Genomic DNA, 22,691 nt, shown 5'->3' on the forward strand with positions numbered 1-22,691 from the left:
CGCATCGTCCCGTACTTCGCAACACGAACCGCCTTGCTCGCACGACTGGGAGCAGCCCTCTTCGCATTGTAGATATCCGTCAAACGCGTGATGGCCGCAATATCGGTCTCGAACCCGGACTCGACGGTCTGCTTCCCAGCGGCGTTGCGGAATTGGATCTTGTAGAGGTGCGGGCACTTCGGCCATCTCGACTGGGCGTGATCGCAGTCCTTGAAGAAGGTGCCCATGCCGTGCGCCAGGGTCTTGCTCGCCATCGTGTCGCCGACTCCTCAGGTCCAATGCTGACGGTATGCTGACCGCCCGAGGATCGAGATGCCTCTGACCTGCACAAAGCAGCGAAACACCGGCTATGTGGTGGAACTTCATCGGGCGGTCGAACGAGGACATCACACAGGCCCGTTCGGACTGGATGTCCGCGTCCCGCTTCGGCGAGGTGAAGGGCTACGACGGCGAGCGGATCCCTGCGCCGGAGCTGCCGCCGGTGCCGCTGAAGCCGAGGGGACGGGTGCGCTGACCGTCGTCGAAGGTCGGCCGGTTCGTCGACGGGTTGCCCTGTCGGAAGTGATGATCGGAGCCTGACAGCATGACCGACCCGACGCAGGATCCCCGCTTCCTCCAGGACCCGTATCCCACTTACGCGGCCATGAGGTCCACGTGCCCGGTGCAGCCCCTGCCCACCGGCTCCGGTGGGCAGGCCGGCTACCTGGTCACCGGCTACGCGGAAGCGCGGGAAGCTCTCGGCGACGCCCGGCTCTCGAAGGACACGGCCGCGTTCTTCGCGGACAAGGGATCACGGCGCCGCCTGCACCCTGCGGTCGCGCACACCATGCTGGCCAGCGATCCGCCCCAGCACAATCGGTTGCGCAAGCTGGTGACCGGAGCATTCACCACCGGGGCCGTCGCAGCGCTGCGTCCTTTCATCGCCCGAGTCACCGACGACCTGCTGGATCAGTGGCCCGCGGGCGAGCAGGTCGACCTCGTCGCCGACCTGGCGGTGCCGTTGCCCGTCATCGTGATCTGCGAGCTGCTCGGCGTACCGGAGGCAGATCGAACCGACGTCCAACGCTGGTCCGGAGAGCTGTTCGCCGCCGGCAGGCCGGACCTCATCGACGCGGCATCGCACGCCATGGCCGACTACATGACCGGCCTTATCGCCGCCAAGCGCGCGCGTCCGGGCGATGCACTTCTCGACCGTCTCATCTCGGCGCGCGACGGTGACGACCAGCTCAGCGAGGAGGAGTTGGTCTCTCTCGCAGTGCTGCTTCTGGTCGCCGGGCACGAAACCACCACCAATTTCCTCGGCAACGCTGTCCTGGCGCTGCTCCGGCACCCTCACGAACTGGATCGCCTGCGGAGAAATCCGGGCGATGTGCCTGCCGCGTTGGACGAACTGCTCCGGTTCGATTCGCCCGTCAGCACAGCCACTTTCCGGTTCACGACAGAGGCTCTCCATCTCGGTGGCACCGAGATCCCAGGAGGCACCCCCGTGTTGGTGTCGCTCGGGGCCGCCAACCGTGACCCACAGCGGTTTCCCTCACCCGACCAGCTCGATCTGAACCGGGACACCGCTGCCCATCTCAGCTTCGGTCACGGCATCCACCGCTGTGTCGGCGCTCCCCTGGCGAGGGCCGAGGCGGAGATCGCCCTACGAGCGGTCCTGGCCCGGTTCCCCACCATCCGTCTTGCCGTATCGCCTGATCAACTTGGCTGGCGGCGTACCCGCCTTGTCCGTGGCCTTGTGTCTCTCCCCGTCCGGACGTGAACAATCGACGCTCCCTGGGTCTGGACGCCGAGGGGGGTGGGCCTTGACCCACTTCTGGGCCGGCCCGGGAGGGTTCGGGCGCTGTGCCGTGCACAGTGGAGCCACCGAGCCGTACCGGCCACGGTTCATGAAGCAGAAGGATGGGTCATGCGACAGTTCGTGTCGTGGGCGGCAAGTGCCTGCGTGGGGTTCGTCCGGGCGTGCGTGGTGGTGGTCGTCAGCCTGCTGGTTCCCGCCGTGTGGGCCGCTGCCGTGGCGCTGGGGATCTGGTGGGGAGCGGGAAACCCGTGGTCGTGGGTCGCGCCGGTCGTGCTGGTGTGTGTGGGCACGCTCGCCCTGTCCCGCCCGGTCTGCCGGATGTTCCGCTCCCTCGTCGCGCAGTGGACGGCCACCGTCGTTCCCGCCGGATACCGACAGGCCGAGCCGGTGGTGCGGATGTCCACCGGGTACTGGTGGAACGGCTTCTCCTACGAACGCACCCGCCGGGACGCCCTCATGGACCAGCGGTGGCGGATCCGGTGGAACGACCCGGCCAACTGGCGTGACCTGCGCTTCACGGCGATCGCACCGCTCACCGCGGGCGTGATCGCGGCCATTCCGCCGGCCGGAGTCGCCGCTGCGGTCGTCGGGTTCGGACAACCAGCGCTCGCCGCACGTCTTGTCGGGGCGCTCGGCCTGGTCGTGGGTGTCGCGGGCGCTCCGTACGCCTGGCGGTCCGTCGAGCCGGTGGCCGCGCGCTTCCTGCGTGCCTCGCCCGCGATGGCCCTCGCGGACCGGGTGGACGAGCTGACGGCCCAGCGCGCGGACACCACCGTCACCCAGGCCGCCGAGATCCGCCGCATCGAACGGGACCTGCACGACGGGGCGCAGGCGCGCCTTGTCGGGCTCGGGCTTGCTCTGGCGACCGCCGAGAAGCTGATGGAGAGCGACCCCGACCAGGCCAGAGCGCTGATGAGGGAGGCGCGAGCGGGCGCCACCACCTCACTGACCGAACTCCGCGAACTGGTCAAGGGAATCAACCCGCCGGTGCTCAACGACCGGGGGCTCGTCGATGCCGTTCGCGCTCTCGCCCTGGACAGCCCGCTCGAAGCAGCCGTGAGCGCCGACGTTCAGCTGCGCCTCGACCCGCCGATCGAGTCCGCCGCGTACTTCGGCATCGCAGAACTGCTGACCAACGCGGTCAAGCACGCCCATGCCACTCGCGCGCAGATCACCGTCGCGCGGGACGACGCCGGTCTCGTCATCGACGTCGAGGACGACGGCAGGGGCGGGGCGGACGTGCGGGCCGGTGGTGGGCTTGAGGGACTGCGCCGCCGCCTCGCGGCATTCGACGGCACCCTGGAGATCAGCAGCCCGGAAGGAGGCCCGACCCGGGTGGGGATGATGGTGCCATGCGAATCGTAGTAGCCGAGGACCTCTACCTTCTGCGCGACGGAATGGTCCGCCTCATCGAGGCGTGCGGGCACGAGGTGGTGGCGACGGCGGCCACCGGGCCCGAGACGCTCGACGCGCTGCTGACCTGGCGCCCGGATGTCGCCGTCGTCGACGTCCGCATGCCGCCGACCCAGACGGACGAGGGCCTGCGGGCGGCCATCGCCGCCCGCGTCGAACAGCCCGGCCTGCCGGTCCTTGTTCTCTCCCAGTACGTCGAACAGCTCTATGCCCGGGAGCTGTTGGCCGACGGCACCGGTGGCGTCGGATACTTCCTCAAGGAGAGCGTGTTCGACGCCGATCAGTTCATCGACGCCCTGGAACGCGTCGCCTCCGGCGGAACCGCCATGGATCCTGCCGTCATCGCGAAACTGCTGTCCAGCGGGTCCTCGAACCGGCGACTTGAACGGCTCACCGAACGCGAACACTCCGTGCTCGCCCTCATGGCCGAAGGCCTGTCCAATCAGGCGATCGCCCGGCGGCTCTTCCTGAGCGACAGCGCCATCAGCAAGTACACGACCTCCCTCTTCGGCAAGCTCGGCATCACCGATGACGACGACAGCAACCGCCGGGTCCTCGCCGTTCTCACTTACCTGAACAACCCTTGACCCTGGAAGGGGCGCGGGAACGGGCCGGGGCGGTACGCCGTGTAGCGGGCCTCGGTGGTCGGGTCGGCCTGGTGGGCGCGGGAGTTGAGGGCGGCCGGTGAGGTGTCGCCCCAGTGCCCCGTCGTGATCCGGAGGTCGATCGTGTGCAGGGCGGCGAGCTGTTCGGCGGGGCTGAAGGTGCAGTGCCCGGCGTTCTCCGTGTACGCCTGCCGCAGCAGCGGCGTGCGGCCCGCTGCCGTGACAGCGCGCAGGAGGGCGCTCTCCGACTGGACGGGGATGAGGGCGTCGCCGGTGGTGTGGATGGTGAACTGGGGCTTGTTCAGTCGGCCTGAGGGCGCCGCGTGGTCGGCCATGTAGCGCACCGCGCGGGGCTCCGCGCTGACTCGGGGCGCCCGGTCGAGGTCACGCAGGTCGCTGCGGAGGGACAGCCCCGCCGACTTGTAGAGGGCCTTGACCTCCTTGTAGTGCGCGGAGCGTGCCAGCATCGCCGCGTAGTCGACGCCCGTGTTCCAGGACATGTTGCCGCCCGCGCGGCGTTCGGCCTCCTCCCGCCAGGCGAAGCCGGGCTGCGCCACCAGGCCGCGTACCGCCGTGTACTGGTTCGCCTGCTGGGCGGGGTAGTCGTCCGGGGCGGGCCGCGGTGTGCCCGGGTCGTTCCAGCCCGGGATGTTGTGCAGCGCGGCGGCGAGCGCGATGCGGGCCCTGCCGTCCGCGGTGTTCTGCGCCGTGCCCAGTGACTCGCCGAGCCGCTTGGCGGAGGCGGCCGCGTCGGAGGCGTCCTTGAAGCCGGTAAGCCGGATGCCGGAGTCGTCGGAACCCGGTGCGATGAGGGTACGCAGGGCGAACGTGGCGTCCAGCGTGGAATTCCAGTTGGCGACCCCGCCCTGCACGAGGCCGCACATGGACAGGGAGCCGTCGATGCGTCCCGGATGGCGCTCGGCGATCGTCGTGGTGATCAGACCGCCGAGCGACTGGCCCCAGGCGAGTGTCCGCCCGGCCTCGCCGACTTCGCCTCTGAAGGTGTCGAGCGCGGCCAGCTGGTCGGGCACCGCCTGCTCCACGGACCAGCCGCTCGTCGCGTACGAGGAGCCGACGAGCGCGTAACCCTCCTTCAGGAGCAGCTTCTTGGTGGGCTCGTCGGGGGCGTTCTCGGCCGGGTTGGGGGCGCCTTCGGGTCTGTATCCGTGGCTGAAGAGCAGGACGGTGCCGTTCCAGTCGTCCGGGGTGTCGATCACGTAGGTGGCCCCGGACGGGAGGGTGCCCTCCAGGTGGCGGGCGGTGGACGGCGTGGCGGAGGCCGGGGCCGCAGCCACGAGGCACAGCAGCAGGGCCGCGAGACCGACCGCGGGCTGCCGGGCGGTGCGGGGCCGGGCGGCGATGCGTGTCATGTGGATTCTCCTCGTGCTGAGGGCGCAGAGGGCGCAGAAGGGGCAGAGGGGGCGGAGGACACGGAGGTCGTGGAGGAGGCGAGCGGCGCGGCTTGTACGGCGAGGTCGCGGGCGTTGGTCTCCTTGACCCGCCAGACGGCCAGCGCGGTGATCACACCCCCGGCCGTGAGCAGCAGGGCGACGGCGTTGCTGGAGTCGTACGTGGTGAGCAGCCCGCTGGCGATCAGCGGAGAGAATCCGGCGCCGAGCAGCGTCGCGGTCTGGTAGCCGAGCGAGGCACCCGTGTAGCGCACCCGGGTCGAGAACATCTCGCTGAACAGGGCGCCCAGCGGCCCGTACATCACGGACTGGGCGATCCCGTGTCCGATCACACAGGCCAGGATCAGCAGGCCTGGCCGGTGGCTGTCGACGAGGGCGAAGACCGGGAAGGCGGTGGCCGCCGAGAGCAGGGCCCCGGCAAGGACCAGAGGGCGGCGCCCGAAGCGGTCGGAGAGGAGGTTCGCGCACGGCAGCACGACAAGGGCCACGCAGGAGGCGACGGTGACGCCGGTGAGCACCTGCGAGCGTGTGTACCCCTCGCCGACGGCGTACGAGATCATGAAGCTCGTCATCAGGGCCTGCGCGGTGAACGGGCCGATGCCGACCGCAGAGGCGAGCAGGACCGGGCGCGGCGCGCGCAGGACTTCGAGCAGCGGCATCCGCGCATGCTCCCGACGCTGCGAGAGCGAGGCGAAGAGCGGGCTCTCGGTGACCTTGAGGCGTATGTAGAGGCCCGCGCCGAGCAGCAGGAAGGAGAGCAGGAACGGCACCCGCCAGCCCCAGGCCCGGAAGTCGTCGTCGGGCATGGTGCTCACCAGGGCGACGACGCCGGTGGAGAGGACCGCGCCCAGCGGGGCGCCGACCTGGGTGAAGGTGGTCCACAGGCCGCGCGGCCTGTCGCCCGCGTGCTCGGCGACCATGAGCGTGGCGCCGCCCCATTCGCCGCCGATCGCGATGCCCTGTACGACGCGGAGCAGGACGAGAAGGACGGGCGCCCAGAAGCCGATCGCGTCGTACGTGGGAAGGAGACCGATGAGGAAGCTGCCCGCGCCCATCAGGACCATGGTCAGGAGCATCATCGACTTGCGGCCGATCCGGTCGCCGAAGTGGCCGAAGACGATGCCGCCGATGGGACGGGCGACATAGCCCGCGGCGAACGTGCCGAAGGCGGCCACGGTGCCCACCGCCGGGTCGGCGTCAGGGAAGAAGAGGTCGCCGAAGACGAGCGCGGCGACGGTGCCGTACACGAGGAAGTCGTAGAACTCGATCGTGGTGCCGAGCAGTCCGGACAGGGCGACGCGGCGCAGTTGCCCGGAGCCTTCCGCGGGTCCTGCCTCGGAGCTCTTCTGTCCGGCGGGTGGGTGCGTCATGGTGTCGGGCTCCTCAGGCGTAGAAGCGGGACAGGCTCCGCAGGACACAGGCCGGCTTGTCGCCGCCCTCGATCTCGACCGTGCCGTCGACCGCGATCTGCACCCCGCCCCGCACCTCGTCGACGGAGGCGAGCGTGGCGCGCAGGCGTATCCGGGAGCCCGCCTTCACGGGGGAGGGGAAACGCACTTTGTCCAGGCCGTAGTTGACCTTCGTGGTGACGCCCTGGACGTCGAGGAGATCGGTGAAGAGCGGGATGAAGAGGGACAGGGTGAGGTAGCCGTGCGCGATCGGCGCCCCGAAGGGTCCTTGGGCGGCCTTCTCGGGATCGGTGTGGATCCACTGGTGGTCGTCGGTCGCGTCGGCGAAGGTGTCGATGCGGTCCTGGCCGACCTCGAGCCAGTCGGTGACGCCGAGCTCGCTTCCGGCGAGTGCGTGCAGTTCGTCGATTCCGTTGGCGGTGACGGTCATGGGGATGCTTCTCCATCCAGAGGGGCGGGGCTCTGTGCGCTGCCGTGGTCGCGGCGCAGGCTGGGCTTGTGGAGCTTCCCGGAGGCGGTGCGCGGCAGTTCGGGTACGCACACCACCGACCTGGGGATCTTGTACTTGGCGAGGCGGCCTGCGAGGAAGCCGAGTACGTCGTCCGGGGTGGGGTCCGTGCCCTCGCGGGGCACGACGACGGCGCGCGGCACCTCGCCCCAGCGTGCGTCCGGTACGCCGATGACGGCGCACTCCGCCACGTCGGGGTGGGCGAGCAGCGCGCTCTCGACCTCGGCGGGGTAGATGTTCTCGCCACCGGAGATGATCATGTCTTTGAGGCGGTCGGCGATGGTGACGAAGCCGTCGGCGTCCACCGTCGCCGCGTCGCCGGTACGGAACCACCCGTCGACGAAGGCGGCGGCGGTCTCGTCGGGCAACTGCCAGTAACCGGCCATGACATGAGGCCCGCGCAAAAGGATCTCGCCCGCCTCGCCGGTGGCCGCGGGGCTGAGGTCGGGGCGTACGACGCGTATGTCGGTGAAGAAGTGCGGCACCCCGGCCGAGCCCGCCTTGCTCCGTGCGTGCTCGGCGTCGAGGTAGAGCGCGCCGGGCGAGGCCTCCGTCATCCCGTACCCCTGCTGGAAGGCGAGCCCGCGCTCCGCGTACGCCTCGATCAGCGGCGCGGGCACGGGTGCCCCGCCGCACATCAGGGTCCGCAGCGAGGACAGGTCGGCCGCCTTCCAGCGCGGCTCGCGGGTGAGGCGCTCGTACATGGTGGGCACCCCGAACATCGCGTTGACCTCGTACTGTTCGACGAGGCCGAGGGTGCGGGCCGGGTCGAAGGACTCGACGAGCACGCAGTGGCCGCCCTTGAGAAGCACGGGGAGAGCGAGCATGCCAAGGGCCGCGGCGTGGAAGAGCGGGGCGGAGACCAGGGCGACGGTGTCGGCGGAGAGGTCGGTGTCGACGAGGACGTTGACGGCGTTCCAGGTGAGGTTGGCGTGGGTGAGCATGGCGCCCTTGGGGCGGCCCGTGGTGCCGGAGGTGTACATCAGGAGGCACACGTCGTCCCCGCCGACCGCTTCGTCGATGGGTTCCTCGATGGAGCGACCGACCAACTCCTCGTATTCCGCGCCCACTTCGATGAACAGATCCACCTGCGCTGCCCGCAGCACCTCCACCACGACAGGGGTGTGCGCGGGGGAGTGGATCAGCGTGCGGGCGCCCGCGTCGGCCAGTTGGTACGTGAGCTCCGGCGCGGTCAGGCGGGTGTTGAGCGGAACGAGGACCGCGCCGAGTGTGCCCGCGGCGAAAAAGGTCTCCAGGAAGGCCGGGTGATTGGGCCCGAGGTAGGCGACCCGGTCCCCGCGCCGGACGCCTCGGGCGCGCAGAGCGTGCGCGAGGCGGAGGACCCGGGAGTGCAGGGCGGCGTAGCTGATGGTGCTGCCCTCGTGGGTGAGGGCGGTGCGGTGCGGGGTCTTTCGGGCCCGGCGTGCGGGCCAGGAGCCGAGTCCTTCGTTGCGCATGGCGTGCCCCCTCTACTTGAGCCCGAGCAGGCGGGCGGCGTTCTCCTTGAGGATCTTGGGGCGGACCTCGTCCTTGATCGCCAGCTTCGCGAAGTCGGCGAGCCAGCGGTCGGGCGTGAGGACGGGGAAGTCGGAACCGAAGAGCACCTTGTCCTTGAGCAAGGTGTTGGCGTAGTGCACGAGTTGGGGCGGAAAGTACTTCGGCGACCACCCCGACAGGTCGATGTGCACACCCGGCTTGTGCGTGGCGACGGCAAGGGCCTCGTCCTGCCACGGGAAGGACGGGTGCGCAAGGATGATCTTCAGATGCGGGAAGTCGGCGGCGACGTCGTCGACGTGCATCGGATTCGAGTACTTCAGACGGATCCCGCCGCCTCCGGGCACGCCCGCGCCGATGCCGGTCTGTCCCGTGTGGAAGAGGGCGACACAGCCGGTCTCCTCGATGACCTCGTACAACCCATAGGCGAGAGAACGGTCGTTGGGGAAGAAGCCCTGGATGCTGGGGTGGAACTTGAAGCCCTTCACCCCGTACTCCTCCACGAGCCGGCGGGCCTGCCGCACGCCCGCCTTCCCCCGGAAGGGGTCGACGGAGGCGAACGGGATCAGCACGTCGGGGTGGGCGGCGGCAGCCTCGGCCACCTCCTCGTTCGGGACGGGCGCGGTGCCGGTGGCGGACTCGGCGTCCACGGTGAAGACGACGGCGGCCATCTTGCGCTCGCGGTAGTAGGCGGCCATCTCTTCGAGGGTGGGCTTGCGCTTGCGGCCCTCGACCTTGAAGTACGCGCTGGAGGCGGCGTCGAGGTCCTCGTCGAGCGAGGCGTGCCCCTTGGAGGAGACTTCGGCGTGCGTGTGGACGTCGATGGCGGTGAGCTCGGAAAGGTCCAACTCCCTCACGCTCGAGGAATCTTGGGTGCGGGGATGCCGACCGTCTCAGGGGCGCTGCCCACCGACGTGTGCCAGGCGGCGGCGATGGTCTCCGGGGTCCACCCGCCGTCCGCGTACGCCACGGAGGCCTCCTGCGGATGCGACCACAGGGAGATCCTGTCGCCGCCGATGCCGACGCACTGCCCGGTCACGTCGCGGGCGAAGCCGGAAGCCAGGAAGGGGACGAGTGCGGCGCAGTCGTCGGCAGTGCCGAAGCCCTCGCCCTTGCGGAGGAAGTCCGGCAACGGCTGCCCCTCCTTCATGGCCTCGATGTACGGGGCGAAGGCGGGCATGGTCTCGGTCATCGCGGTGGCCGCCACCGGCACGATCGCGTTGACGGTGATGCCGGCCCTGGCCAGCTCCATCGACCATGTACGCACCATGCCCGCGATCCCGGCCTTGGCGGCGGAGTAGTTGGTCTGCCCGAAGTTGCCGCGCTGCCCTGCGGGGGAGCCGACCAGGATAAGGCTGCCGCCCTCGCCCTGCTCCCGCATGCGTACGGCGGCGGCGCGGGCGCAGGTGAAGGTGCCCCGCAGGTGGGTGGTGACGACGGCGTCGAAGTCGTCGTCGGTCATCTTCCACAGCACCCGGTCGCGCAGGATCCCGGCGTTGGTCACCATCACGTCGAGCCGCCCGAACTCCTCGACCGCGCGGGCGACGAGGCGGTCGGCGGCTTCGCCGGTGCCGACGGCGGCCACCTCCGCGACGGCGCGCCCGCCTGCCTCCGTGATGGTCTTGACGGCCTGCGCGGCTGCCGCCTCGTCGACGTCGTTGACGACCACGGCGGCCCCGGCTCGAGCGAGGGCGGTTGCGTAGGCGAGGCCGAGACCGCGCCCCGATCCCGTGACGACGGCGACCTTGCCGCTCAGATCCACGGCGTATGAGTCCAGCACTGGAAACCCCTTCAAGAGGCAGCGACAACAAATGGATTGACGGACGGGGGGAACGCGATTCCGGTCGGCATCGGCCCGCAGAAAGGAAGCTAAGACAAACCATTGTTGGCGTCAATGATTGTTTCCAACATCGATAATGCGGCATGCTGGACACTGGCATCGACGACCGCCGTATGCCCGCGAAGCACCGATCAGGGAGAGCCTCCTCATGACCAGCCGGAAGACCACCGCCGAGCCCGTGGAGGAAGGATCCGTCGACGAGGGCGCACCCTGGATGCGCGGCCTCCACGCCGACACGGGCTACCTGCTGTACCGTCTCGGGCTGCGCTCGGGGCAGCTCTTCAACGCGGGGCTCCAGAGATCCGGCCTGCGTCTGCGCCACTACGCGCTGCTGCGCTATCTGGCCACGGTGGCGGGCGCGGCGCAGCGCGAACTGAGCCAGGAGCTGGGCTATGACCCCAGCGCGATCGTCGGCCTTGTGGACGACCTGGAGCGCCTCGGCTTCGTCGAACGCCGTCCCGCTCCCGACGACCGCCGCCGCCGCATCGTCGCCCTCGCCCCGGCGGGCCACGACTTCCTGCGCGACTCCGACACGATGGCCCGCGGCGTCCGCGACGAACTCCTCGCCCCGCTCGGCCCGGACGAGCGGGAGATGTTGCACGCGCTGTTGTCCCGGGTGGCGCATACGGATGATGCGTCATGACGGAACGGGGCGGCCATTCCCCCTCAAATGGCCGCCCCGGTTCGCGCGCTCGGGTCAGGAGTTCGTGGGCAGCTCCGCCCTCACCTCGCGCGCCGCCGCGACCAGGTTCTCCAGGGAGGCCTTGGTCTCCGGCCAGCCGCGGGTCTTGAGGCCGCAGTCGGGGTTCACCCACAGGCGCTCGGCGGGGATGGCCTCAAGTCCCTTGCGCAGCAGGGCTGCTGCCTCCTCGGTGCTGGGTACGCGCGGGGAGTGGATGTCGTAGACGCCGGGACCCGCCTCGCGCGGGTAGCCGTGCTCGGCCAGTTCGCGGGCCACCTGCATGTGTGAGCGGGCGGCTTCCAGGCTGATGACGTCGGCGTCGAGATCGTCGATGGCCTGGACGATGTCACCGAACTCGGCGTAGCACATGTGCGTGTGGATCTGGGTGTCCGGACGTACGCCGCTGGTGGTGAGGCGGAACGACTCGGTGGCCCAGTCCAGGTAGGAGGGACGGTCGGCGGCGCGCAGCGGCAGCGTTTCGCGCAGCGCGGGCTCATCGACCTGGATGACCGAAGTGCCGTCCGTTTCGAGGTCGTTGACCTCGTCGCGCAGGGCGAGGGCGACCTGGCGCGCCGTGTCGCCGAGCGGCTGGTCGTCGCGGACGAAGGACCAGGCGAGCATGGTGACCGGGCCGGTGAGCATGCCCTTGACGGGCCGGTCGGTGAGGGAGTTGGCGTACGAGGTCCAGCGCACCGTCATCGGTTCGGGCCGCGAGATGTCGCCGGCCAGGACCGGCGGGCGCACATAGCGGGTGCCGTACGACTGGACCCAGCCGTGCTGCGTGGCGAGGTAGCCGGTGAGCTGCTCGGCGAAGTACTGCACCATGTCGTTGCGTTCGGGCTCGCCGTGCACCAGGACGTCGATACCCGCCTTCTCCTGGAAGGCGAGGACCTCGCGGATCTCGTTCTTGATGCGCTCTTCGTAGCCGGCCGTGTCGATACGGCCCGCGCGCAAGTCGGCCCGTGCGGTGCGCAGTTCGGTGGTCTGGGGGAAGGAGCCGATGGTGGTCGTGGGCAGTTGCGGCAGGCCGAGGCGAGCCTGCTGGGCCGCCGCACGCTCCGGGTAGGCGTGCGCGCGGCGGGCATCGGCGCCGGTGACGGCGGCGACGCGGGAACGTACGGCCGGATCGTGGGTGAGGGCCGAGCCCGAGCGGGACGCCAAGTCTGCGCGGTTGGCGGACAGTTCGGCTGCGATCGCGCCAGTGCCCTGGGCCAGGCCGCGGGCCAGCGTGGCGATCTCGGCGGTCTTCTGGTGGGCGAAGGCCAGCCAGCGGGCGATCTGCGGGTCGATGTCCCGCTCGGCGGTGGCGTCCAGCGGGACATGGAGGAGGGAGCAGGACGCGGAGACGTCGACCCGGTCGGCGAGACCCAGGAGCGTGCCCAGCGTGGACAGGGACTTCTCCAGGTCGTTGATCCAGATGTTGCGGCCGTTCACGACGCCCGCGACCAGACGCTTGCCGGGAAGACCGCCGACGGCGGCGAGGTCCTGGAGCTGGCTCGCGGCGGCCTCGGTGAAGTCCAGGGCGAGGCCCTCGACCGGCGCCTTGGCAAGCACCGGAAGTGCCTCGCCGAGCCGGCCGAAGTAGGAGCCGACCAGGAGCTTCGGGCGGTCGGTGAGGGCGCCCAGATCGCGGTAGGCGCGGGCGGCGGCGTTGAGTTCGGCCGGGGTGCGGTCCTGGACCAGGGCGGGCTCGTCGAGCTGCACCCACTCCGCGCCCGCCGCGCGCAGGTCGGCGATGACCTCGGCGTACACGGGCAGCAGGCGGTCGAGGAGCGTGAGCGGCTCGAAGTCGGCCGCCACGCCGGGCGCGGGCTTGGCGAGCAGCAGATAGGTGACCGGGCCGACAAGGACCGGACGGGCCGCGAGGCCGAGCGCGATGGCTTCCTTCAGCTCGTTGACCTGCTTGGCGGAGTCGGCGGCGAAGACGGTGTCGGGGCCGAGTTCCGGCACGAGGTAGTGGTAGTTGGTGTCGAACCACTTGGTCATCTCGAGCGGCGCCACGTCCTGGGTGCCGCGGGCCATCGCGAAGTAGCCGTCGAGCCCGTCGGTGTCGACGGCCTCGCGGTGGCGCTGAGGGACGGCGCCGACCATGACGCTGGTGTCCAGGACGTGGTCGTAGTACGAGAAGTCACCGGTCGGCACTTCGTGGATGCCGGCGTCGGCCAGGTGCTGCCAGGTGGACCGGCGCAGCTGCGCCGCGGTGTCCCGGAGGGCGTCGGCGCTGACACGGCCCTTCCAGTAGCCCTCGACGGTCTTCTTCAGTTCCCGGTTGGGGCCCTGGCGGGGGTAGCCGTACACGGTGGACCGTGCTGCCGCGGCTGCGGACTTCGGTGTCATGGAAATCTCCTTCGCGAGATGACTCCTTGAGATCCCGGAGACGGGACGCGGACGCGAAGGGGTGACGAACCCGGCGGACCGAACGCGCGCCATCGGCGCGGTGCTGCGGTACTCCACCTGATCTGTACGCCGACCCGCCCACGAGGTCACCGGGATACCGCACGTGAGGGGTCACGTACGGGCAACGGGCAGGTCTTCGGACTCGCGGGCACACCTGCCGAGGCAGGTTCCTACTGGCCGTCGCTTCCCGGATCCGCGCTCGGATCCAGTGCGTATGACGGCGGTCGTTCCCACTCACCGCTGCGGGGCAGTCCCGGATTCTCACCGGGTTCCCTCTTACGACGCGTCTGCCTGGCGGGCAGGGCGAACCAGCTGCACTGGTCAGGCTAAGGGGTGGTCGCCCTCTTGGGCAGTACTGATCACATTCCGGACCGTGAGGTGAGACACGGACCCCGGCCCGAGTCAGCGCGTGCGGGGGCGCGGAACAGATCACCACTCTGTTCCGCGCCCCGCTCACAGCAGCCGCAGGCCCCTCGGCCGGCGGCGGACCCGGGCCCCTCAGCCCCGGTCGTAGATGTGGAACCCGCGGCCGCTCTTACGGCCGAGCAGCCCTGCTTCCACCATGCGCTGGAGCAGCGGCGGCGGGGCGTACAGGGGCTCCTTGAACTCTTCGTAGAGAGACGCCGCGATGGAGGCGACCGTGTCGAGGCCGATCAGGTCAGCCAGCTTCAGCGGCCCCATCGGGTGCGCGCAGCCCAGCTCCATGCCCGCGTCCACGTCGGCCGCAGTGGCGAAGCCGGACTCCGTCATCCGGATGGCCGAGAGGAGGTAGGGGACGAGCAGCGCGTTGACGACGAAGCCCGCCCTGTCCTGGGACCGGACGACCGTCTTGCCCAGGGTGTCCGTGGCGAAGTCCTGGACGGCGGCGACCGCCTCGGCGGCCGTGTGCAGCGAGGAGACGACCTCGACCAGGGGGAGTACGGGGGCGGGGTTGAAGAAGTGAAGGCCGAGGACGCGATCGGCACGCCGGGTCGCCATGCCCAGACGCATGACCGGGATGGAGGAGGTGTTGGTGGCCAGGATCGCGCCGGGGTCCTCGACGACCTTGTCCAGGGCGGCGAAGACCTCGGTCTTCGCCGCGGCGTCCTCCACGACGGCTTCGACGACGAGCTGGCGATCGGCCAGGTCGTCGAGGCTGCCGGTGAAGACCATGCGGGCCAGTGCGTCTTCGGCACCGATGCGGTCCAACTTTCCGCGCTGTACGGCACGTTCGAGCGATACGGCCACGCGTTCGCGGGCGGCGCGTGCGGTCGGCCCGTCGGCCTCGCACACCACGGTGTCCAGACCGGCGCGGGCGCACACCTCGGCGATTCCGGCGCCCATCTGGCCCCCGCCCACCACGCCGACCCGGCGGATGGCTGCGGTCATGACTGTCCCTCCGGGCGGTGCACGAGGTGGCGGCTGTAGGCATCCGTGGTGAAGAACGCGGGCAACTCCCGCGACAAGGCGGTCCGGTGGAACAGTCCACGGACTTCGTCGACCGGCGCCCACGGATACTCCGCACCCAGGGCGGCGAGCTCGTCCTCCATCAGCTCAAGAACCGTCTCGCGGTCGACGGCCCGGTGCCGCAGCCACTGCCAGATCTGCACCCGGGCGATCTCCGCGGTGGCCGCGTCCTCCATCAGGCCGTACAGGGCGACGGCTCCCTGCCCATGCAGCCAGGCGGCGAAGTAGCGCAGGGCGACGGCGATGTTGGTGCGTACACCCTCCGACGTGGGCGGCGCGCTGACGCGGCGCACGGAAAGGAGCTGTGCTGCCGTCACCTCGACGTCGTTGCGGGCGCGGTCGATCTGATGCGGGCGGGTGTCGAGCACCCCGTCGAACACCTCTCGGCAGACGGGGACAAGGGCGGGATGGGCCACCCAGGAGCCGTCGAAGCCGTCCTCGGCCTCGCGTTCCTTGTCGCGCCGCACCGTGGCGAGCGCGGCTTGGTGGGCGTCCGGGTCCTTGCCGGGTACGTGGGCGGACATGCCGCCGATGGCGTGGGCGCCCCGCTTGTGGCAGGTGCGTACGAGCAGTTCGGTGTACGCGCGCATGAAGGGGGCCGTCATCGTGACCTTCGCCCGGTCGGGCAGCAGAAAGTCGGTGCGGTGCCCGAAGGTCTTGATGAGGCTGAAGAGGTAGTCCCAGCGCCCTGCGTTGAGGCCGGAGCTGTGCTCGCGGAGTTCGTGGAGGATCTCCTCCATCTGGACGGCAGCCGTGATGGTCTCGATCAGGACAGTGGCTCGGATCGTGCCGCGTGGGATGCCGAGAAGGTCCTGGGCGAGGACGAACACGTCGTTCCAGAGCCGTGCCTCGTCGCGGTTCTCCAGCTTCGGCAGGTAGAAGTACGGGCCGTGCCCGGCGTCGATCTGCCGCTGGGCACAGTGGAAGAAGTAGAGCCCGAAGTCCACGAGGGAGGCGGGCGCCGGGCGTCCTTCGAGCCACAGGTGCTCTTCGGTCAGATGCCAGCCGCGCGGGCGGACGACGATGGTCGCGACCTGCTCCCCGAGCCGGTAGCGCTTGCCCTCCGGCGTGGTGAAGTCGATCCTGCGCTCGATGGCGTCGAGCAGATTCAGCTGACCGCCGATGATGTTGTCCCAGGTGGGTGAGGTGGCGTCCTCGAAGTCCGCCATCCACACCTGGGCGCCGGAGTTGAGGGCGTTGACCGCCGTCCCGCGCTCCGGCGGTCCTGTGATCTCGACGCGGCGGTCGGTCAGTCCGGGCGCCGGAGGCGCGACCTGCCAGGAGTCGTCCGCCCGTACGCGGGCGGTGGCGATGGAGAAGTCGAGCGCAGAGCCGGAAGCAAGGCGGGCCCCCACCCGCATGCGCTCCTTGAGGATCTCCGCACGGCGATCGGCGAAGGCATGGACGAGGCGGCTCACGAACTCCAGGGCCTCGGGGCTCAGGATCTCGTCGTGCCGGTCGCCCGGCGGGCCGAGGACCTGGACACGGCAGGTCGGAGCGGAGATGGACATGCGGGTCTCCTCAGCAGGGGGGGGCGGACTGACGGGGCGGTGGGGGGGCGCCCCGTAAGGGGCGCGGGGAACTGCGCGCTCAGCTCCCACCGGCCCGCGGGTGACAACGCAGAGCCAGCGAAGCGTCTAGTGGAACTGCTCCTCCTCGGTGGAACCGGACAGCGCAGTCGTGGAAGAGGCCGGATTGACGGCGGTGGACACCAGGTCGAAGTACCCGGTGCCGACCTCCCGCTGATGCTTCACGGCGGTGAAGCCCTGCGCTTGCGCGGCGAACTCGCGCTCCTGGAGGTCCACATAGGCGGTCATGCCGTGCTCGGCGTAGCCGCGGGCCAGGTCGAACATGCCGTGGTTGAGGGAGTGGAACCCGGCCAGGGTGATGAACTGGAAGCGGTAGCCCATCGCGCCGAGCTCGCGCTGGAACTTGGCGATCTGGTCGTCGTCCAGGGAGGCACGCCAGTTGAACGACGGCGAGCAGTTGTAGGCGAGCATCTGGTCGGGGTGCTCGGCGTGGATCGCCTCGGCGAACTCGCGGGCCTGGGCGAGGTCAGGGGTGCCGGTCTCGACCCAGATGAGGTCCGCGTACGGGGCGTAGGCGAGGCCGCGGGCGATGACGGGCTCCATGCCGTTCCGCACCCGGTAGAAGCCTTCAGCGGTGCGCTCGCCCGTGACGAACCGGGCGTCACGCTCGTCGACATCGCTGGTCAGCAGGTTCGCGGCGAGCGCGTCCGTACGTGCCACGATCAGCGTCGGCACATCGGCGATGTCGGCGGCAAGGCGGGCCGCGTTGAGGGTGCGGATGTGCTGGCCGGTGGGCACGAGGACCTTTCCGCCCAGGTGGCCGCACTTCTTCTCGGAGGCAAGCTGGTCCTCGTAGTGGATGCCCGCCGCACCCGCGGCGATCATCGCCTTGGTCAGTTCGAAGGCGTTGAGCGGACCGCCGAAGCCCGCCTCGGCGTCGGCGACGATCGGCGCGAGCCAGTCGGTGACGTCCTCACCGCCCTCGGCGGTGGCGATCTGGTCGGCGCGCAGCAGGGCGTTGTTGATCCGGCGGACCACCTGGGGAACCGAGTTGGCGGGGTAGAGCGACTGGTCGGGGTAGGTGTGCCCGGCCTGGTTGGCATCGGCGGCCACCTGCCAGCCGGACAGATAGATCGCCTGGAGACCGGCCTTGACCTGCTGGACGGCCTGACCGCCGGTCAGGGCGCCGAGCGCGTGGATGTAGTCCTGCTCGTGCAGCTGCCGCCACAGCCGCTCGGCCCCGCGCCGGGCGAGGGTGCTCTCCTCACGGACGCTGCCGGAGAGCCTGACCACGTCCTCGGCGGTGTAGGTGCGCTCGATGCCCTTCCAGCGGGAGTCGGTCGCCCACCGCTGAGCCAGCTCCTGGGCCGTTGCGGTCGTCGTCCCCGTTGTCGTCGTCCCTGCCTGTGCCATGACCGTCTCCTGAAGACTCGTGAACTATGCGAATGTCTGACACTGGGTGCCGGACGAGTTGAGGGTGCGGCCCGCCGATTCCGGGGTGAGCCATCCGAGCAATGCTGCCGAGCCGGGTGGAAGGGTCGGGATCGCCGACGTCAGGGCATTGAGCCGTACCCCGTTTCCGATCCGCCCGACGGAGTCCGGCGGGCCGCAGTACGACTCTGGCATCGGCACTCAGTGCCATCAAGCAGGGAAAGCTGCCAACTTCTGCGCATCTTCCGGCGCCGTATTGCCAACTCTGTTAATGCCTGCAGTCCCTTTCGCGTGGCTACCATCACGGGCAGTGCCGACGAGGGTGACCGTGACCGGACAGGAGCCATGGGTGAGCAAGACGTACGCGGGAGCACGGCTGCGGAGGCTGCGGGAGGAGCGCCGCATGAGCCAGGCCGATCTGGCCCGGACCCTGGCCATCTCGCCGAGCTATCTGAACCAGATGGAGCACGACTCCCGACCGCTGACCGTGCCCGTGCTGCTGCGGCTCACTGAGGCGTTCGGAGTCGACCCGGGCTTCTTCTCCGAGCGCGACACCAGCCGCTTGGTGGCGGACCTGCGGGACGCCCTCACCGGCGAGGTCCTGGCCGGCCGGGTGTCCGCGTCCGACCTCTCGGACCTGGCATCGCGCATGCCCGCCGTGGCAACGGTCCTGGTGGACCTGGGCCGAAGGAACCAGCACCTCACCGAACAGCTCTCCGAAGCCGCGGAGGGGCGGGGGCCGGGAACGGCGGCGCAGCCCCGCTCCGCGCACGAGGAGATCCGTGAGTTCTTCTACCGGCGCCAGAATTACCTGCACGACATCGATCTCGCCGCCGAACAGTTCGCCGCCGAGATCGGCATACGCCCCGGCGAGGTCGTGCGCGCCCTGTCCGCACGCCTCGCCGAGCGCCACGGGGTGCGCCTGGCCGCGGACGCCCACGAGCTCCTGCACCACTACGACCCGACGGCCCGGGTCCTGCACCTCTCCAACCGTCTTCGCCCCGGCCAGCAGGCGTTCCGGATGGCCACTCAGCTCGTGCTCCTCGAGTACGCCGACGAGGTGTCCGCCCTCGCGTCGGAGGACTTCGACCGAGAGGCCGCGGCCTGGCCGCTGGCCCGCATCGGGATCGCCAACCACTTCGCTGCCGCGCTGATCCTGCCCTACCGCCGTTTCCACGCGGCCGCGGAGGAGTTCCGCTACGACATCGAGCGTCTCACCGACCACTTCGGACTCGGCTACGAGACGATCTGCCACCGCCTCAGCACCCTGCAGCGGCCCCGGCTGCGCGGTGTGCCCTTCTCCTTCGTGCGGGTCGACCGGGCGGGCAACATGTCGAAGCGGCAGTCCGCCACCGCCTTCCACTTCTCCCGCGCGGGCGGCACCTGCCCGCTGTGGAACGTGTACGAGGCGTTCGCCGCGCCAGGGCGCATCCACGTCCAGGTGGCCTCCATGCCGGACGGACAGCGATTCCTGTGGACCGCCCGAGCGGTCACCCGGCACCGCGGCGGCTGGGGCGAGCCCGGCAAGACCTTCGCCATCGGCCTCGGCTGCGAGATCCGCCACGCCTCACGGCTCGTCTACTCCGACGGCCTCGACCTCGACAGCGCGTCATCCGCCGTGCCCATCGGCATGGGCTGCCGCCTCTGCGAACGCACGGACTGCCCCCAGCGGGCGGTGCCACCACTGGACCGCAGCCTGGCGATCGACGAGAACAGCAGCACCTTCGTGCCCTACCCCGTGGCCGGGAAGCGGGCGGGCGGCGAATGAGGGGGTGGACTTACTAGGACGTCCAACTATATCTTCGTGGCACAAGGTCCGCGGTGCAGGGAAGCCGGTGTGAAACCGGCACGGTCCCGCCACTGTGACCGGGGAGTGTGCTGCCATCCACACGCCACTGGCGAGGTCTGCCGGGAAGGCGGGCGCCGCGCGTAGATCCGGGAGTCAGGATACCGGCCGCGGAATGTTCCGTGTTGTCCACGAGGATGGAGCAGACACGCATGGCACCGGTCCGTACCCACGACCCTGGTGATCCGGCGGAGCGCGGTCAACTCGCCACGCGCTCATAGGACTTCGCGACCTCCGGTGGTCTTCCTCCACGCCTGACGGTCCCGACGTCCGCTGTCCCGCGGCTCGCACCGGCAGCGCACACACCCGTGCGCCCCGCCGGCGGCTCGCCGTGCCCTCCCCGGATCGCACCTGACGAGAGCAGGCACCCATGGTCCGTGAACTCACCCATTTCGTCGGCGGTAAGCACACCGTCGGCGCCTCCGGCCTCTTCGGCGACGTGTACGACCCCAACACCGGCACCGTCCAGGCCCGCGTACCGCTCGCCGACCGGGCCGACACCGAGACGGCGATCGCCGACGCGGTCAACGCGCAGCAGGAGTGGGGCCGTTGGAACCCGCAGCGGCGCGCCCGTGTCCTGCTGCGCTTCCTCCAACTCGTCGAGGCGGAGCGAGACTCCCTGGCGCGGATGCTTTCGGCCGAGCACGGCAAGACCGTGGCCGACGCGCACGGCGACCTTCAACGCGGCCTGGAGGTGGTGGAGTTCGCGGCCGGTATCCCGCACCACCCACCTGGCGCTCACCGGCGCGCGGATCGGCGCCGGCGATGCCCTGCTGTGCGGGCTCGCCGATCACTTCGTGCCCTCCGGCAACCTGCCCGGGTTCCTTGACGACCTCGCCACGCAGCCGGTCTGGGACGCCCTGGAGATGTACGTGCGCCAGCCACCGCCCGGCGACCTTGCCGGTCACCGGACCTGGATCGACGACTGCTACGGCGCCGACACCGCCGTGTTCGGTCAGCCCGAGATCAAACTGGGTGTCATCCCCGGCATCGGCGGCTCGCAGCGGCTGACCCGCGCGGTCGGCAAGGCCAAGGCCATGGAGATGTGCCTGACCGGCCGCACCATGGACGCCGAGGGAGCGGAGCGGGCCGGGCTCGTCTCCCGCGTGGTGCCCGCCGCTGAACTCGTCGGCGAGGCCCTCGCCGTCGCCGAGACCGTCGCGGGCATGTCCCTGCCCGTCGCGATGATGGCGAAGGAAGCGGTGTCCCGGGCCTTCGAGACGACTCTGGCGGAGGGCGTCCGCTTCGAACGCCGCCTTTTCCACGCCGTGTTCGCGACCGCGGACCAGAAGGAGGGCATGGCCGCCTTCGTCGACAAGCGACCGCCCGGCTTCACGCACTCCTGAGGCGCCCCGGCCGCGGTGCACAGGGGCTGACCAGGGGCGTACGCCCCTGGTCGGGTGCGCTCGCGTGCCACAGGTGCAGCCGTCCCACAAGTTGTCAGGAAACTCGGTTGCGCACTATGGTCACCACGCCTTGGTGAACGGGAAATCCGGTGTGATGCCGGTGCGGCCCTCGCCACTGTGATCGGGAAGTCCGGCTCCAGCCCTCGCGGCAGCCACTGGGTGCACACGCATCCGGGAAGGCGGAGTCCGGTCGGTATGACCCGTAAGCCAGGAGACCGGCCAAGGCGCGTTGTCCATCCACGAGGTGCTGGAGAGGGTCTGCTTAGCCATGCACATAGCCGAGGGTTTCCTCCCACCGGCGCACGCGATCGCCTGGGGCGTAGCGTCCGCGCCGTTCGTCGTCCACGGAGTCCGCTCCCTGACCCGTGAGGTCAAGGAGCACCCGGAGAGCACACTGCTCCTGGGCGCCTCCGGAGCCTTCACTTTTGTCCTTTCCGCCCTGAAAATCCCTTCCGTGACGGGCAGTTGTTCGCACCCGACGGGCACCGGGCTCGGCGCGATCCTGTTCCGGCCGCCGATCATGACGGTGCTCGGCACCATCACGCTGCTGTTCCAGGCCCTGCTGCTCGCCCATGGCGGGCTCACCACGCTCGGCGCCAATGTGTTCTCCATGGCGATCGTCGGGCCCTGGGCGGGATACGCCGTCTACCGGCTCCTGAAGCGGTTCGACGTGCCGCTCATGGTCGCCGTGTTCTTCGGCGCGTTCGTCGCCGACCTGTCCACGTACTGCGTCACCAGCGTCCAGCTGGCCCTGGCGTTCCCCGACCCGAGCAGCGGATTCATCGGCGCTCTGGGCAAGTTCGGCGGCATCTTCGCCGTCACGCAGATCCCCCTGGCCGTCAGTGAGGGACTGCTCACCGTCCTGGTGATGCGGCTGCTCGTGCAGTCGAGCAAGGGCGAGCTCACGCGGCTCGGCGTACTGCTGCAGGGCAAGCAGTCGACCGTGACCGCGACGAAGAAGACGGAGACAGGGACGGGGGCCGGCGCCTGATGAGCATGAGCCGGAACGCGAAGATCAACATGGTGCTCCTCGTCATCGTCGCCGCGCTCGCGGTACTGCCGGTGGCGCTCGGCCTCGGCGACGACGAGAAGGAACCGTTCACCGGGGCGGACGCCCAGGCCGAGACGGCGATCACCGAGATCAAGCCGGACTACGAGCCGTGGTTCTCGCCGCTGTACGAACCCCCCTCCGGGGAGATCGAGTCGGCGCTCTTCGCCCTGCAGGCGGCACTCGGCGCGGGCGTCCTCGCGTACTACTTCGGTCTGCGCAAGGGGCGCCGTCAGGGCGCGGAGATCGCACAGGCGCAGGAAACATCCGCGGAGCAGTCCACCGATGTGGAGGGCGCACGGCCCGAGACCGAGCAGGTCTGAGCCCGAATGCTGCCCATCGACGCGGCGGCGCACAGCAGTCGCTGGGGCCCGCCCCCCCCCCGGGGCATTGTGGTGGTCGGGGGGGGGCAGAAACTGCGTGCGGT

17 protein-coding genes, 4 pseudogenes and 3 riboswitches are annotated in these 22,691 nt (G+C 70.1%); of the genes and pseudogenes, 10 read left to right on the forward strand and 11 right to left on the reverse strand.

The genetic code is table 11. The annotated features are described in order from the left end of the window. Positions 1-254, reverse strand: a pseudogene (locus ACFQ7F_RS36230) (site-specific integrase); the annotation flags it as partial. Positions 255-337: 83 nt separating this feature from the next. Here ACFQ7F_RS36230 and ACFQ7F_RS36235 point away from each other — a divergent pair. The 4 genes and pseudogenes from ACFQ7F_RS36235 to ACFQ7F_RS36250 all read left to right on the forward strand — a co-directional run. Beyond that, positions 338-514 (forward strand): annotated as a pseudogene (locus ACFQ7F_RS36235) (pirin family protein); the annotation flags it as partial. A gap of 69 nt (positions 515-583) precedes the next feature. Further along, the gene (locus tag ACFQ7F_RS36240) at positions 584-1,762 is read left to right on the forward strand and encodes a cytochrome P450 (RefSeq protein WP_383280330.1); all 1,179 of its coding nucleotides are present in this window, start codon (positions 584-586) and stop codon (positions 1,760-1,762) included. 147 nt (positions 1,763-1,909) lie between these two features. Then, positions 1,910-3,166, forward strand: a complete 1,257-nt coding sequence (locus ACFQ7F_RS36245; RefSeq protein ID WP_383280333.1) for a sensor histidine kinase — start codon at positions 1,910-1,912, stop codon at positions 3,164-3,166. Continuing rightward, positions 3,154-3,801, forward strand: a complete 648-nt coding sequence (locus ACFQ7F_RS36250; RefSeq protein WP_383280336.1) for a LuxR C-terminal-related transcriptional regulator — start codon at positions 3,154-3,156, stop codon at positions 3,799-3,801. The genes ACFQ7F_RS36245 and ACFQ7F_RS36250 overlap by 13 nt, the downstream gene beginning before the upstream one ends. On the opposite strand, the gene ACFQ7F_RS36255 is transcribed toward ACFQ7F_RS36250, so the two are convergent. From ACFQ7F_RS36255 to ACFQ7F_RS36280, 6 genes are read right to left on the reverse strand one after another with little or no spacing between them, the layout of a single operon-like run. After that, complete coding sequence (locus ACFQ7F_RS36255) at positions 3,783-5,189, reverse strand: alpha/beta hydrolase family protein (protein ID WP_383280339.1); 1,407 nt, start codon at positions 5,187-5,189, stop codon at positions 3,783-3,785. The two genes, ACFQ7F_RS36250 and ACFQ7F_RS36255, sit on opposite strands and share 19 nt — an antisense overlap. After that, positions 5,186-6,598, reverse strand: a complete 1,413-nt coding sequence (locus ACFQ7F_RS36260) for an MFS transporter (protein WP_383280341.1) — start codon at positions 6,596-6,598, stop codon at positions 5,186-5,188. Before ACFQ7F_RS36260 ends, ACFQ7F_RS36255 begins: the two co-directional genes overlap by 4 nt. Before the next feature lie 13 nt (positions 6,599-6,611). Further along, positions 6,612-7,067, reverse strand: a complete 456-nt coding sequence (locus ACFQ7F_RS36265; RefSeq protein WP_383280344.1) for a MaoC family dehydratase — start codon at positions 7,065-7,067, stop codon at positions 6,612-6,614. Next, positions 7,064-8,602 carry a long-chain fatty acid--CoA ligase gene (locus ACFQ7F_RS36270; protein ID WP_383280347.1) on the reverse strand — a complete coding sequence of 513 codons (1,539 nt, stop codon included), beginning with the start codon at positions 8,600-8,602 and terminating at the stop codon, positions 7,064-7,066. Before ACFQ7F_RS36270 ends, ACFQ7F_RS36265 begins: the two co-directional genes overlap by 4 nt. Before the next feature lie 12 nt (positions 8,603-8,614). Next, positions 8,615-9,487 carry an amidohydrolase family protein gene (locus ACFQ7F_RS36275; protein WP_383280350.1) on the reverse strand — a complete coding sequence of 291 codons (873 nt, stop codon included), beginning with the start codon at positions 9,485-9,487 and terminating at the stop codon, positions 8,615-8,617. A gap of 5 nt (positions 9,488-9,492) precedes the next feature. Then, positions 9,493-10,416, reverse strand: a complete 924-nt coding sequence (locus ACFQ7F_RS36280; RefSeq protein ID WP_383280374.1) for an SDR family NAD(P)-dependent oxidoreductase — start codon at positions 10,414-10,416, stop codon at positions 9,493-9,495. A gap of 211 nt (positions 10,417-10,627) precedes the next feature. On the opposite strand from ACFQ7F_RS36280, the gene ACFQ7F_RS36285 reads away from it, so the two are divergent. Continuing rightward, a complete protein-coding gene (locus ACFQ7F_RS36285; RefSeq protein WP_383280352.1) occupies positions 10,628-11,122 on the forward strand; it encodes a MarR family winged helix-turn-helix transcriptional regulator in 495 nt (164 codons plus the stop codon). A 54-nt stretch (positions 11,123-11,176) separates the two neighbouring features. On the opposite strand, the gene metE is transcribed toward ACFQ7F_RS36285, so the two are convergent. The 4 genes from metE to aceA all read right to left on the reverse strand — a co-directional run bounded on the left by metE (position 11,177) and on the right by aceA (position 17,946). Further along, positions 11,177-13,498: a 5-methyltetrahydropteroyltriglutamate--homocysteine S-methyltransferase gene (gene metE, locus ACFQ7F_RS36290; protein ID WP_383280355.1), complete on the reverse strand. Its 2,322-nt coding sequence runs from the start codon at positions 13,496-13,498 to the stop codon at positions 11,177-11,179. A 169-nt stretch (positions 13,499-13,667) separates the two neighbouring features. Continuing rightward, positions 13,668-13,886: riboswitch (cobalamin riboswitch) on the reverse strand. 170 nt (positions 13,887-14,056) lie between these two features. After that, on the reverse strand, positions 14,057-14,926 hold the full coding sequence (locus tag ACFQ7F_RS36295; RefSeq protein WP_383280358.1) for a 3-hydroxybutyryl-CoA dehydrogenase: 870 nt from the start codon (positions 14,924-14,926) through the stop codon (positions 14,057-14,059). Further along, positions 14,923-16,515 carry a malate synthase A gene (gene aceB / locus ACFQ7F_RS36300; protein WP_383280361.1) on the reverse strand — a complete coding sequence of 531 codons (1,593 nt, stop codon included), beginning with the start codon at positions 16,513-16,515 and terminating at the stop codon, positions 14,923-14,925. Before aceB ends, ACFQ7F_RS36295 begins: the two co-directional genes overlap by 4 nt. A 126-nt stretch (positions 16,516-16,641) precedes the next feature. Next, positions 16,642-17,946: an isocitrate lyase gene (gene aceA, locus ACFQ7F_RS36305; protein WP_383280363.1), complete on the reverse strand. Its 1,305-nt coding sequence runs from the start codon at positions 17,944-17,946 to the stop codon at positions 16,642-16,644. Positions 17,947-18,313: 367 nt separating this feature from the next. Here aceA and ACFQ7F_RS36310 point away from each other — a divergent pair, with 367 nt between their 5' ends. From ACFQ7F_RS36310 to ACFQ7F_RS36330, 5 genes and pseudogenes are all read left to right on the forward strand, one after another. Beyond that, the gene (locus ACFQ7F_RS36310) at positions 18,314-19,732 is read left to right on the forward strand and encodes a short-chain fatty acyl-CoA regulator family protein (RefSeq protein ID WP_383280366.1); all 1,419 of its coding nucleotides are present in this window, start codon (positions 18,314-18,316) and stop codon (positions 19,730-19,732) included. Positions 19,733-19,752: 20 nt separating this feature from the next. Beyond that, positions 19,753-19,938, forward strand: a riboswitch (cobalamin riboswitch). A 242-nt stretch (positions 19,939-20,180) separates the two neighbouring features. Then, positions 20,181-20,534, forward strand: a pseudogene (locus tag ACFQ7F_RS36315) (aldehyde dehydrogenase family protein); the annotation flags it as partial. 31 nt (positions 20,535-20,565) lie between these two features. Continuing rightward, positions 20,566-21,156: pseudogene (locus ACFQ7F_RS36320) on the forward strand (enoyl-CoA hydratase-related protein); the annotation flags it as partial. Positions 21,157-21,256: 100 nt separating this feature from the next. Next, positions 21,257-21,455: riboswitch (cobalamin riboswitch) on the forward strand. A 29-nt stretch (positions 21,456-21,484) separates the two neighbouring features. Next, complete coding sequence (locus ACFQ7F_RS36325; protein ID WP_383280368.1) at positions 21,485-22,207, forward strand: energy-coupling factor ABC transporter permease; 723 nt, start codon at positions 21,485-21,487, stop codon at positions 22,205-22,207. A 5-nt stretch (positions 22,208-22,212) separates the two neighbouring features. Further along, positions 22,213-22,587 (forward strand): energy-coupling factor ABC transporter substrate-binding protein, encoded by a 375-nt coding sequence (locus ACFQ7F_RS36330; protein WP_383280371.1) that lies wholly within the window; start codon positions 22,213-22,215, stop codon positions 22,585-22,587. The last annotated feature ends 104 nt before the right edge of the window (positions 22,588-22,691 follow it).

The sequence above is a fragment of the Streptomyces sp. NPDC056486 genome (assembly GCF_042795295.1).
GTDB lineage: Bacteria > Actinomycetota > Actinomycetes > Streptomycetales > Streptomycetaceae > Streptomyces.

Bases quoted from the DNA above. Each gene is read 5' to 3' on its own strand.
- ACFQ7F_RS36240 (WP_383280330.1), top strand. From the start codon at position 584: ATGACCGACCCGACGCAGGATCCCCGCTTCCTCCAGGACCCGTATCCC.
- ACFQ7F_RS36245 (WP_383280333.1), top strand. From the start codon at position 1,910: ATGCGACAGTTCGTGTCGTGGGCGGCAAGTGCCTGCGTGGGGTTCGTC.
- ACFQ7F_RS36250 (WP_383280336.1), top strand. From the start codon at position 3,154: ATGCGAATCGTAGTAGCCGAGGACCTCTACCTTCTGCGCGACGGAATG.
- ACFQ7F_RS36255 (WP_383280339.1), bottom strand. From the start codon at position 5,189: ATGACACGCATCGCCGCCCGGCCCCGCACCGCCCGGCAGCCCGCGGTC.
- ACFQ7F_RS36260 (WP_383280341.1), bottom strand. From the start codon at position 6,598: ATGACGCACCCACCCGCCGGACAGAAGAGCTCCGAGGCAGGACCCGCG.
- ACFQ7F_RS36265 (WP_383280344.1), bottom strand. From the start codon at position 7,067: ATGACCGTCACCGCCAACGGAATCGACGAACTGCACGCACTCGCCGGA.
- ACFQ7F_RS36270 (WP_383280347.1), bottom strand. From the start codon at position 8,602: ATGCGCAACGAAGGACTCGGCTCCTGGCCCGCACGCCGGGCCCGAAAG.
- ACFQ7F_RS36285 (WP_383280352.1), top strand. From the start codon at position 10,628: ATGACCAGCCGGAAGACCACCGCCGAGCCCGTGGAGGAAGGATCCGTC.
- metE (WP_383280355.1), bottom strand. From the start codon at position 13,498: ATGACACCGAAGTCCGCAGCCGCGGCAGCACGGTCCACCGTGTACGGC.
- ACFQ7F_RS36295 (WP_383280358.1), bottom strand. From the start codon at position 14,926: ATGACCGCAGCCATCCGCCGGGTCGGCGTGGTGGGCGGGGGCCAGATG.
- aceB (WP_383280361.1), bottom strand. From the start codon at position 16,515: ATGTCCATCTCCGCTCCGACCTGCCGTGTCCAGGTCCTCGGCCCGCCG.
- aceA (WP_383280363.1), bottom strand. From the start codon at position 17,946: ATGGCACAGGCAGGGACGACGACAACGGGGACGACGACCGCAACGGCC.
- ACFQ7F_RS36325 (WP_383280368.1), top strand. From the start codon at position 21,485: ATGCACATAGCCGAGGGTTTCCTCCCACCGGCGCACGCGATCGCCTGG.
- ACFQ7F_RS36330 (WP_383280371.1), top strand. From the start codon at position 22,213: ATGAGCCGGAACGCGAAGATCAACATGGTGCTCCTCGTCATCGTCGCC.